At 30.2% G+C, this 12128-nt stretch carries 10 protein-coding genes; 6 read left to right on the top strand and 4 right to left on the bottom strand.

Going from position 1 to position 12128, the window contains the following annotated elements:
- Positions 1 to 329: 329 nt before the first annotated feature.
- From OIU83_RS21640 to OIU83_RS21620, 5 genes are all read left to right on the top strand, one after another.
- Positions 330 to 908, top strand: coding sequence for a porin family protein (locus tag OIU83_RS21640; RefSeq protein WP_264208352.1), 579 nt, complete (start codon positions 330 to 332; stop codon positions 906 to 908).
- A 167-nt stretch (positions 909 to 1075) separates the two neighbouring features.
- Positions 1076 to 2134 (top strand): sensor histidine kinase, encoded by a 1059-nt coding sequence (locus OIU83_RS21635; RefSeq protein ID WP_264208351.1) that lies wholly within the window; start codon positions 1076 to 1078, stop codon positions 2132 to 2134.
- The gene (locus OIU83_RS21630) at positions 2115 to 2891 is read left to right on the top strand and encodes a LytR/AlgR family response regulator transcription factor (protein ID WP_264208350.1); all 777 of its coding nucleotides are present in this window, start codon (positions 2115 to 2117) and stop codon (positions 2889 to 2891) included. The genes OIU83_RS21635 and OIU83_RS21630 overlap by 20 nt, the downstream gene beginning before the upstream one ends.
- A gap of 100 nt (positions 2892 to 2991) precedes the next feature.
- Positions 2992 to 3294, top strand: coding sequence for an ArsR/SmtB family transcription factor (locus tag OIU83_RS21625; protein WP_264208349.1), 303 nt, complete (start codon positions 2992 to 2994; stop codon positions 3292 to 3294).
- Positions 3295 to 3353: 59 nt separating this feature from the next.
- A complete protein-coding gene (locus OIU83_RS21620) occupies positions 3354 to 4295 on the top strand; it encodes a proline dehydrogenase family protein (RefSeq protein WP_264208348.1) in 942 nt (313 codons plus the stop codon).
- Positions 4296 to 4785: 490 nt separating this feature from the next.
- On the opposite strand, the gene OIU83_RS21615 is transcribed toward OIU83_RS21620, so the two are convergent.
- A complete protein-coding gene (locus OIU83_RS21615) occupies positions 4786 to 5796 on the bottom strand; it encodes a hypothetical protein (RefSeq protein ID WP_264208347.1) in 1011 nt (336 codons plus the stop codon).
- A 377-nt stretch (positions 5797 to 6173) separates the two neighbouring features.
- On the opposite strand from OIU83_RS21615, the gene OIU83_RS21610 reads away from it, so the two are divergent.
- Positions 6174 to 9743, top strand: a complete 3570-nt coding sequence (locus tag OIU83_RS21610) for a DUF7619 domain-containing protein (protein ID WP_264208346.1) — start codon at positions 6174 to 6176, stop codon at positions 9741 to 9743.
- A 164-nt stretch (positions 9744 to 9907) separates the two neighbouring features.
- Here the strand turns inward: OIU83_RS21610 and OIU83_RS21605 are convergent, their stop codons facing one another.
- The 3 genes from OIU83_RS21605 to OIU83_RS21595 are packed head-to-tail and all read right to left on the bottom strand — an operon-like array spanning position 9908 to position 11998.
- Positions 9908 to 11194: a hypothetical protein gene (locus OIU83_RS21605; protein ID WP_264208345.1), complete on the bottom strand. Its 1287-nt coding sequence runs from the start codon at positions 11192 to 11194 to the stop codon at positions 9908 to 9910.
- Positions 11195 to 11224: 30 nt separating this feature from the next.
- The gene (locus OIU83_RS21600; protein WP_264208344.1) at positions 11225 to 11758 is read right to left on the bottom strand and encodes a hypothetical protein; all 534 of its coding nucleotides are present in this window, start codon (positions 11756 to 11758) and stop codon (positions 11225 to 11227) included.
- A 15-nt stretch (positions 11759 to 11773) separates the two neighbouring features.
- Complete coding sequence (locus OIU83_RS21595; protein ID WP_264208343.1) at positions 11774 to 11998, bottom strand: hypothetical protein; 225 nt, start codon at positions 11996 to 11998, stop codon at positions 11774 to 11776.
- Positions 11999 to 12128 lie beyond the last annotated feature (130 nt).

The following is a 12128-nucleotide window of genomic DNA, read 5'->3' as shown; positions in this document are numbered from 1 at the left end:
AAAGTACAATTATAATCTAAATTTGAATATTATTAGCATAAATATTGGCGCAAATTGCTTTTGTTTTCCATAATGTAAATAGTATTACAAAAATCTTCGGAATTAATAAATTTAAACTTATAAATAGAAGAAGATTTGCTTTTTTTGGTAGTAAAATACAATTTTGTAAAGCTGGATAATCCTGTTAAAAAAAGTACTCCGCACACTTCCCCTTCAATTTTGTCCGTCTCGCCCATGTTTTTTATTTGTCTGTCTCCAATGCTTTTTATGTTTGTACCATCAAAATAAAAAAGGCGATTTGCCAGACAACATTTAAAATTATAAAAATCATGAAAAAATTATTTTTGCTTTGTATTATCCTTATATCCACAACATCTGCATTTAGCCAAAGCTTTTTTGACAGACTTCATTTTGGTCTTAAAGCGGGTGCAAACTACAGTGATTTTAACAATGCTAATTTTGAAACTGAAGGACTAGTTGGGTTTCATGCAGGTGCAATAGTTGCATTTGATATCAATAAAAGTTTCTCTATTCAGGAAGAATTTTTATTCTCAACTCAGGGTGCTAAATTAAAAGGAGCGTTATCAAATGAAAAAGACCTTAAACTATCTTACATATCAGTGCCTATTGTATTAAAATATAAAACAAAATTCGGATTATACATTGAGGCAGGACCACAATTTGGAATTTTGGCTTCCGAGAATTTTAAAGCTATAACGAGTGATAAATTCGGAGAAAAAATTGATGCCGGAGTTGTAGGAGGAATTGGTTATCAGTTACCGAACGGTCTTGGTATTGGAGCTAGATACTATATGGGACTTACAGATGTTAGTAAAATAAAATCGACAACAATAAATACAGATTTCCAGAACAATACCGCACAAGTCAGTCTCTTTTACATTTTTTAAGTCATTTTGGTTTTCATTATGAAAAGAGTAAAATGCCAACTGCACAAGTAGTTGGTATTTTTATATTATCAAAGAATAGTGCGATATGATCTTATTTTTTTGTAAATTAATCCTATTTAGAATAAGAAATAGTAAGATCTCAATCCTTAAAATGTAAATCTATAATCATGAGCAATATTGCTAAATCCTTCAGTCCACAGATTTTGAAGGAAATCTATAAAATGAATTTGTTCCTTACGTTCTTAGTGTCATTTCTTGCCTTGTTTTTTCTTATTATGTTCAGGAATTCGACTAGTCTTATCTTTTATATGACCATAAAAAGCGGATGCTACATATTCCTTGTTACTTTCTCACTATCCTATATCTTGAAATTATGTGCAGCAAGATTTCCTAATAATATATCCAAATTCAGATTATGGCGTTATACTGCCAGTTTTAGTGTTTCTATTTTACTTCAATTAATTCTATGGCCCTTTTTTGCCAAGCTGGCAGGAGTTAAATGGAGTATTTATAATATACCATTGTTATCTACATTTTTAATAGAAGCACTTATTTTGTCTACTTTGGTATTGCTTCTACAGGATTTTGCGATACTAAGACTTGCAAAAACACAAACTGAGCTAGAAAATTCAAGATTACAATTGCGTTCTGCAGAAGCCGAAAACCTACTTTTAAAGCAACAAATTCATCCACATTTTCTTTTTAACTCACTCAATACTCTAAAAGCGCTTTATAAGAAAGACCTCAATCTTGGTGAGCATTATCTCATTCAACTTGCTAGTTTTTTGCGTACAGCAGTGTCACTTAACGGAAGTATGATTACAACACTCGAACAAGAACTTGAGTTTTGCAGGAATTATCTTGAGATGCAAAAAATGCGTTTTACCGAAGCGCTGGAATGGGATATCGTAATTAATGACCCGCAGATGCTAAAAGCATATGTCCCTACTTTTTCATTACAACCATTGGCCGAAAATGCGATAAAACATAATAAATTTACAAAACAGCATCCTCTTCGCATAATCATAGAGCAGCAAGGAGCTTATATATCGGTATCTAATACGATGTATACCAAAGAATTTGGAGAAACCTCGCTTAAAAGTGGTCTGGCAAATCTTGCTGAACGCTACCAAATTTGGTCCGGAAATGAGATTATGATTAATAACGACGGGATTACTTTTTCTGTAAGCTTTAAAATAGGCACACATGAAAATAATAATAATTGAAGACGAAACTCTGGTTGCCGAAGATCTGGCTGCCAGCCTTAAAGAGATTAGTTCAGATCTTGAGATAGTATCTATTTTAGGTTCTGTCAAGGAAGCAATTTCTTATTTTAAAGTGCATCCGCAACCAGACCTTATATTTAGTGATATTCAACTTGGAGATGGATTGAGTTTTGAAATTGTTCAGGCTGTTCCTTTACAAGTTCCTCTTATTTTTTGTACCGCTTTTGATGAGTATGCTTTGGATGCTTTTAAAGCAAATGGAATCGAATACATTCTAAAACCTTTTAGTTATGAGGCTTTAAAGCTGGCGGTAGAAAAATTTAAGAACATGAAAAAAATTATGTCGCATCAGCTTTCTTTACAATATCAAACTGCTATTGAGAGCTTATCGAGTATGCAACAAAAAGGAAGCGGTACTCTTATGGTAAAATTTAGAGATCGATTATTGCCTTTTACTTTTGATAAAATAGCGTTGTTTTATGTCGAAAATGAGACAACAACCATGCTTACTCATTCCGGTAAAAGCTATATTCTTAATGATAGTTTGGAAGATCTTGAAAAAAAGACTCAGCAAGTTTTCTTTCGAATGAACAGGCAGTTTTTGGTTAACCGTAATGCAATACAAGATGCTACAGACTACTTTCCGCGTAAACTAAAAGTAAATTTATTACTGCCTTTCGATAAAGAGATTTTTGTAAGCAGGGAAAAAAGAACCAAAATGCTAACTTGGTTGAGTAGTTCGAATTTAGATCAGTAAATACGCTACTTTAATTTGAGTTTATTTAGCTTAAACATTTTTTATAATTTCATTTAAACATATCGATATATTTCGATATATAAATATATATATTTGTGATATGGATATCATAGAAATTAATAAGGTATTATCAAATCAAGCTCGGATTGATATTTTGCATTGGCTAAAAAAACCTGAGGCTAATTTTCCTGTGCAAGTAAATGTGCCTGATTTTAGTGACGGGGTTTGTGTTTGTCATATTCAGGATAAAACAGGTTTGTCACAATCGACTGTATCACATTATTTGGCTATGATGCATAAAGTAGACCTTTTAATTGCTACCAGACATGGAAAATGGACATATTATAAAAGGAATGAAAATGAAATATTCAATTATATAAACTCATTAAAAAATGAGCTTTGATTTTTAATAAAAATTAGAAAACTAAATCGGGATATAAATAATAAAAATTGCAAGATTACATGGAACAAGATTTGATATTGATGGGAGCCAATGCTTTAAGAAAAGCAGCAATGAATGATAAGGCAAAAGAGTATATTCTTTCTAACGAAGTACTATTTAAAACAATCAAAAAAGCTGCTGATAGATTTATTGGAGGGGAAACATTAGAAGAAACAATTCTTAAAGTCAAAGAACAAAATAAAGAAGGATTTAAGTGTTCTATGGAATTTATGGGTGAAAATACCCAAACAGAAAAAGAAGCCAATGATGCTGCCTCTGAATTTATTAGAATAGCTCAAAGTATTAAAAATCAAAACCTTAATTCTACAATTTCTCTGGATCTTTCTCATATTGGGCTATCAATTTCACACGATTTGTGTTTTAATAATTTAGCTACTATATGCCAGGAGGCCGAAAAACAAAACATTGAAGTAACTATAAGCGCAGAAAATGTCGAAATAACAGATGCAATTATTGGGATCTATAAAAAAGCATCTCAAACATATGAAAATACTTCAATTACGTTACAGGCATATTTACACAGAACAAATGATGATTTTAAAGAATTAATTCAGGAAAAAGGAAGAATAAGAATGGTTAAAGGTGCTTTTGATACGCCTAAACATCTTTCTATTGCCAGAGGTTCGGAATTGAATGAACGCTATTTGTATTTTGTAGATCAGTTATTATCCAAAAATCACAGATGTGCAATTGCTACTCATCACTCCTTAATACAGCAAGAAACTATCGCTTTAATTCAAAAGTATAAAACAAGTAATGACATTTATGAATTTGAGAGTTTATATGGTATCCAAAACGATCAGTTAAGAATTCTGAAAGAACAAGGTTATGCTACAAAATTATACTTTGTATATGGTAAAGAATGGTATTTGTATTTATGTAATAGAATTGCAGAATATCCTTTAAATTTATTTCAAGCTTTAAATGATATCGTCAGTTAAACTAAAAAAAAATGCTCTGTAAAAATTTTACAGAGCATTTTTTCTTTGCTTTTAGCATAATTATATAGATATCAAAAGTGCTGTTAAGGCAGTAATTATAATCCATAATACCTTATTGATCCTTTTGTTAAATAAGATATTTCTTCTTTCTAAATTTTCCTGTACTAATTTATCAACTTTTCTAAAATCAATGGAATACCTCTGCATTTCTTTTTTACTCAAAAATATTGATAATCAAAAACAGCAAAAGCCACTAATGGGTTTATTTATAATAGAATAAGGTAAGATTAAATGATTAAAACTTAGCCGCGAATCGCACTAATGATCGCTAATTTTTTTTTAAAACTTTGCGAAATTTTGCGTAAATCTTTGTCCCCTTTGCGGTTAATTTTTCTGCCACAGATTAATGGATTAAAAGTTAGCCACAAATCACTAATTATCGCTTTTTTTTTAAACTTTACTGTTAATCTTTCTACTACAAACTAGCTTATCACTCGATTTCTTTAGTTGTGCGTTTTGGGCGCTCTATTCTGTATCTGATAAATTGAGGTACAAAACAAACTAGAAGATGTGTACGTTTCCATTGGTAACATTTAAGAAAAAAAATCATTGCCACAAATAGAAATACTCCTGCCCCAATGGCTACCTGAAAAGGATAAGACAATAAATTTTGTTGAGGAATTATCATAGGAACAAGTGCAATTGCGCAAGCTGGAGCAAAAGGTTTTCCTGCGATTTCGAAAAAAATAAAAAGACACACAAACAGTATCAGTACCGTAAATACTAGTGGCAAACCTAATACAATATGTAAATAATACTGAAAAAGTGCTCCTAAAACTGCCGAGATTATCATTATGAAATAAATTTGTATAGGACGATTACGAAACCCCGCAGACGAAGAACTAAATTCTATAAACATTACCACCAATGGAGGTACAATAAAATAGACTTTCCCAAAGTAAACTGGGATTGCAGCTATTGCCAAAAGCCAAAAGAGTAGTTTTATCCAGTGTTTAGGATTATGGACATAATGTCCCTTTTTTGTATTTAAAGTAATAATCTGTCGTAGTTTATTTTTCACCAGCAACCATTGTCCGAAAACGACTAAAATACTCATGATAAAAACTGAAACAGGATAAACAAATGAATGAGTTCCCATTAATACAGGCAGCATTGCAGCCGATGTTATCGGGATTAAAGTCGTACGCGTTATGCTAAGGCAAAGAGATGTAAAGACGAAGGAAATTCCAATATTTACAAGCAAAGGAAATGGAGAATAACGAACAATTAGGATTCCAAAAACAGCACAAACTGTCATTAATACAACTAACATAGGTCTTCCTACTGTCCATATTTTTTTATCCACAACCCATAAACCAAGTACTAATGCTGCCATCTCCGGAAAAAGGATTTCCTTCTCCCCTAGCCACTCCGAAACTCCTGCCATTAGACAAATAATTATAAGAGCAAGTAGGTATCGGATTAATTTAAGTCTGTTCATCTGGATTATTGTAATATGAAACTTTATTATTTACACACAAAGTTACTAAGACCTTATCCTGATTACAATGGACAGATGTGGATATTATCTGGACAGATTTGCTGCCAAATTAATACTCCTGGAAAATTATTTTATATTTAATCTTCACTCCTTAATATAATACAGTGATGATAACATTCAAAAGCTTTCTATATTTCATCTATTAGTAACACAAAAGCTTATAAAAACTTGGTATTTTTAGCATAATACTTTTAAGTGATTTGAAAGAGTGAAAAGCTAAATTTAATAGCAAGTAAAATTCGCAAAATAAGTAGTTTGTTACCTCAAAAAAAAATATTTAAATACTTAATTTATTATATATTTACGAAAAATTTAACATGAAAAAACTATACTTTTTATTTTCCTATTTATTTATTTTTAATTGCTATGCGCAAAACCCTGCAGATAGAGATCCTAGTTTTAACACTTTTAGTTTGCCGCTAGGGAACTATTTCATCGACAATGATGTTATTAAATCCGGAATTCAGAGAGATGGTAAAATAATTTTACTAAAATGGAAATCTAATTCAGGTGTCAACGAATTGATAAGAGTTGATAATAATATTTTAGATGCAAGTTTTAATACAGGAACTGGTTTTAAGGGAGTGGCGTCTGATTTTAAAATTCAACCGGATGGAAAAATAATAGTAATAGGTTCTTTTACTTCTTATAATCAAGTAAATGCTAACAAAATTATACGATTAAATCCAGATGGAAGTATAGATAAAGGATTCACTTTAGCTCCTGGAGTTACTATTTCAAGACCTAACATTGAAGTACAATCTGATGGTAAAATTTTAGTGACTGGGATTATTAATTCAAGAGAGGGAACTGTTAGACTGAACCAAGATGGAAGTCAAGATACTGGTTTTGTTACCAGTGTAACTTTCTTTCAAAATTCTTCCAAAATAAGTTTACAACCTGATGGAAAAATTGTTGTTTTTGGAATCACAACTAATGATGCTGGAGATGCATATAATAAAATAGTCCGATTAAATAAAAACGGAAGTTTGGATCTGGATATCACTCCAAAACTTGATGTAATAAACACATTATATAGTTTCGCTACGCAACCTGACGGAAAAATTTTAATTGCAGCAAATTACAAAGAGGGAAATAATGTTTATTCTAATCGAATAATAAGATTAAATAACGATTGTACTATCGATTCAAGTTTTAAATCAGATAAATTTATTGCTTATAGAGATCTTGGAATGTCAAAAATTATTGTCCAACCAGATGGTAAAATTATTACTAGTGGTAATGTTTCTTATGAAAAATATATCCAAAGAAATATTACTAGATTAAATTCTGATGGAACACAAGATACTACTTTTAAAATTGGAAATGCAGCCGATGATATTGTGCAAAATATAGAATTATTGAGCAATGGAAAGATTATAGTTTCTGGAAACTTCAAACAGTTTAATAATCTATCAGTAAATAAGATTTTAATATTAAATAGTGATGGAAGCAAAGATAGTTCTTTTAGTAATCGATGTGTTGGATTTGATTCAGGAATCGTCAATGCAGTAACAGTTCTTGCTGATGACAAAATTATGGTCTCAGGAAGTTTTTATGGCTATAATGGTATTGCAAATTCAGGTTTGATTAGGTTAAATGGTGATGGTAGTCAAGATGAATCATTAACATTTGGTGGTTTAAAGGGATTTAATGATCAATATAACTATAATAATATTAATTCTATAGCGGTGCAAACTGATGGGAAAACGGTTTTAGGAGGTAATTTTACAGACTTTAACAATATTACCACAAATAGAATAGTTAGAATAAATTATGACGGAAGCAGAGACAGTTCATTTGTTGTTGGTTCCGGGTTTGATTATGAAGTGCATAAAGTTGTTGTATTATCTGATAAAAAAACACTTGTAGGAGGGGCTTTTACTAAGTATAAAGGGATTTCTTGCGCAGGTCTTATACGATTAAACTCTGATGGTACTCTTGATGAGAGCTTTAAAAGTAGTTGGATAGGTAATAATGATGGGCAGTTATTTCTGTATGATATTTTTAATTTATCTGACGGAAAAATTCTAATTTCAGGAAATTTTAAAAATAATATTTCAATTATAAGACTTAATAGTGATGGGACAAAGGACAATTCATTTGTATTAACTACTCAAGCTGAAGTAAACCTGCAAAAAATTATAATTCAGCGAGACGGAAAAATTATGGCTTCAGGTTCAATCGGTAATAAACCAACTATATTGAGATTGAATCCAGATGGTAGTTTAGATAATTCATTTAATTATATATCACCTGGTAGTGGATTTGGAATATCTATTTCAGGCATTCAACTTGATGATAAGTTATTAATTTCTGCATATAATGGTTATGATAATAAAGATAAATTTTTTATTAGACTAAACACAAATGGCAGTCTGGATAGTACCTTCTACAATATCTTTAATAATAATGAAATAGATGATGATGCTAAAATTATAACTCAATCAGATGGTAAACTTATCTATTACGGTTCTTTTAATAGCTACAAAGGAGTTCCAGCCGGCAGACTTATACGATTACTAGGGCAAGACTATAAATTTGTTCAGGGTAATAATAAATTAGATTCAAATAATAATGGTTGTGATTTGAATGATGTAGCATTTGCAAATCTAAAAATGAATATTTCATCGGCTCAAAGCACAAAAAGTTTTATAACAAATACTACTGGTAATTATACAATCACATTACTAAATGGAGCTCATACAATAACTCCAGTTTTTGAAAACCCATCTTATTTTAATGTAACTCCTACTAGTCTTAATGTGGATTTTCCTTCTGAGTTAAGTCCGCGTAATGGTAATTTTTGTATTACTCCAAATGGAGTCCGTCCTGATCTGGAAATTAGCATTTTACCTTTGACTGCTGCAAGACCTGGATTTGATGCAAAATATAAAATAGTATATTCTAATAAAGGTAATCAGCAGCTTTCAGGAACAGTTTCTTTTGATTTTATGGATGAAATTATAGATGTAGTAGAAACTAATCCTCGTTTTTCGAATCAATCTAATAGCAATTTAAAATGGAATTTCACTAACTTAAATCCACTGGAAACAAGAGAAATATTAGTTGTGTTAAACGTAAATTCACCAATGGAAACTCCTCCTGTATATGGGGGGATGTTATTAAAGTATAAAACGGAAATTTCTTCATCACAAACGGATCAAACTCCGGATGATAATAAATTTTATTTTGATCAGATTGTTGTAAATTCATTCGATCCAAATGATAAAACATGTGTTGAAGGAGATTTCATTTCACAAACTAAAGTTGGGGATTATGTACATTATATAATTCGTTTTGAAAACACAGGTACATATCCTGCACAAAATATAATCGTAAAAGATATTATTGATACAAATAAATATGATATTAATACCTTGTATCCTTTGAGTGGAAGTCATTTGTTTACAACAGAAATATTAGATAATAACAAAGTTGAGTTTAAATTTGAAAATATCAATCTCCCTTTTGATGATGCTAATAATGATGGTTACTTGGCCTTTAAAATAAAAACAAAAACCTCACTTGTTTCAGGGGATTCATTTGGTGGCTCGGCAAATATTTTCTTTGATTATAACAACGCAATTACAACAAACATACCTACAACGACTATTAGTAAAACATTAAGTGTCAAAGATTTTTCATTTGAAAAGCACTATATTTTATATCCTAATCCAGTTAAAGATATACTAAATATAAGTACAAAGGATGATATTGAATTATCATCAATACAGATTTATAATTTTCTTGGACAACTAATTATGGTAGTTCCAAATGCAACACATACAAAAACTATTGATGTTTCTAGTTTGTCTTCAGGAAATTATTTGATTAAAATTATTTCTAACAAAGGAAATTCAAATACGAAATTCATAAAGAGTTAAAACATTAAGTTGTTTTAAAACATATTAAACTAACGGATTGGTCTCACTAATCCGTTTTTTTTTGCTTTAAATTTTATTTTAGATTTGATATTTAGCCCCTCTTTCTCCCCTGCCACACCGAAACTTTTACTAATGAATTTAATTAAATGGAAAAATCGGGGATTTCAATTTCTACTCATTATACTAATTCCATTATCCATATCTTCTTCCATTGCTTCTGCTAAAAATTTCCTAGATTCTTCAGAAAAATAAGTTGTAATAAAAGGAAAGATAAAAGCTATTGCTCCCCCACCTTTAATTCCTAATTTTCCAATATTTTTTAGGTTTTGAACTTTGACATTTGGTAACTCTTCCGCAAGGATTGGTAGATTTCTTGGACGTACTGTACCCGAACCATCTTTTGTGGTTTGGATGAGAGATTCAGAATATTTTCCTTTTCGAATATTTTCCACAATTACTTTTCCTTCAGGAGTTTTCCAAACTTCTCTTGAATCAATCCCTTCTAAAACTGATAAATCTTTGGATAACTCTGTTCCTTGTTTTATTTCTGTAATATTTTGTTGCCAATCTTGTACATACCATTTCCCATTAAGAAAGATTGGGGTTTTTCCATCTCTGCTAGTTAAGTTTCCATTTTTATCTAGTTCCAAGATATCCGGACTAGAAATGTCTGAAGGAGTCGCTGCTAAAGGATCTTTTATATAAGAGGGTATTAAACTATTTTCATCGACTTTATTGTTAAGGTCTTGGTAATGTTTATTATCTTCTAAAGAATTATTTCTAATAATCTCTCTTTCACCATAAGTTGCCACATTCATTGCCGCCATAGTTCCTCCTGTCCAAAGTAATGTTTTAGCAACTCCCATCTCTAGTCCTGCAACTACAAAACCAGCTCCTCCAACAAGAGACATTACAGCATTAAGCGCTATTTCTTTATCATTATTGTTATTAATTTGTTTCGCGTATTTTTTTGCTATAGCATAACTAAAAATAGGAGTTAATAATCCTCCAATATCACACAGTAACAAGGAATTTTGAGTAATCGCTTTTTTTTTATCAAATTTTACGGTATCATGTTCTATCCACCATTTGCCTTTTCCTAACGCTCCTGAACACATATGGTCAATTTTTGTTGATTGATATAATCCATATGCCATTGCACCTACACCAATAGCAAGAACTGCCCATCCTATTGGTCCGGACAATATTAAAGCTGCTCCAATAATAAGACCTGCACCAAAACACAAAAAACTCCACATTGCATTCGTAGGACTTTTACATGGAAACTCTTTATTAATATTTCGATCGTCTATGGTTAATAATGGTCTCTCTTTGTCAGTTCCATAAAATACTGTAATTGTTTCTCTTGTGGGGATTAATTGTCTGGGTCCTGCATCTTTCTGGAAATTACAAATAACATACACGTTCTTGGGTATATATGAAACACTCATTTTATTTTATTCTATTTTATTTTAGATAATTTATTTGGTACTATACCAATAAATATTTTGGAATCTTTTCTTATTTATTTTTGAAAAACCTAGCTCTTGTTGAGCAATAATGAGAAACTTTCTCAGTTCTCTTCCTTTTTTATTTTCATACCTACTTCTATATTCTACATCATAGAAATAAATTTTTTTTTTGTTTTTTAAATAAAATTGCATGTAAATTTTTGAATTTAGTAATTGAGGAGTTAGTGTCTCATAATTATAAGAATAAAAACCTATTATATCATTTTTTAAATATTTTTGAGGGTTGTTTTTTCCTTTTCTCATGTATAGATAATAATCATCAAACCATAATGTTATCTTCATCGATAACATTTTTAGTATCATTATTCCAGTTCCCATATATAGTCCTGTAAAAATTAATATAATTGGAAGCCTAAAAAATTCTCCAAATAAAAAATAATATATTGAAGCATAAAAAATGATGCAAGGTATACTTATGGGTATCATCCATGCGGGATGAAAAGTTATTACATTATCAAAAATAAATTCTTTTCTTTTTTTCATTTTCCAAGTTTTAATTTAAAATTCTATTTGTTTTAGATCAAATTGAGTAATAAATTGATAATTATTTTTTACTTCTTCTTTCATTAATACACTTGCATTTACAACCAGTCCCGTTTTTTTATCTATTGTCCTCCTTATACGATAATCATAATTGTATTCACTAAAACCGTATTCAATAATAGGTTTGTAAAGCTTATTATATTGTTCTTCTAAAACTTTATTATCTATATTATTTCTCAAAAGAATATTTTATTTATAGTAAATAATAATAATAATAATAAAGGTAACCGACTAGTCCAGCAACTAAATATCCAATCGCATAAGGAATCCCTAGGTTTTTCATATTGTTTGACTAGTTATTTATTTCTTC

This window comes from Flavobacterium shii (assembly GCF_025847235.1).
Taxonomy (GTDB): domain Bacteria; phylum Bacteroidota; class Bacteroidia; order Flavobacteriales; family Flavobacteriaceae; genus Flavobacterium; species Flavobacterium shii.
The sequence above is the reverse complement of the archived record's forward strand: the minus strand, read 5'-3'. Positions and strand labels throughout refer to the sequence as shown.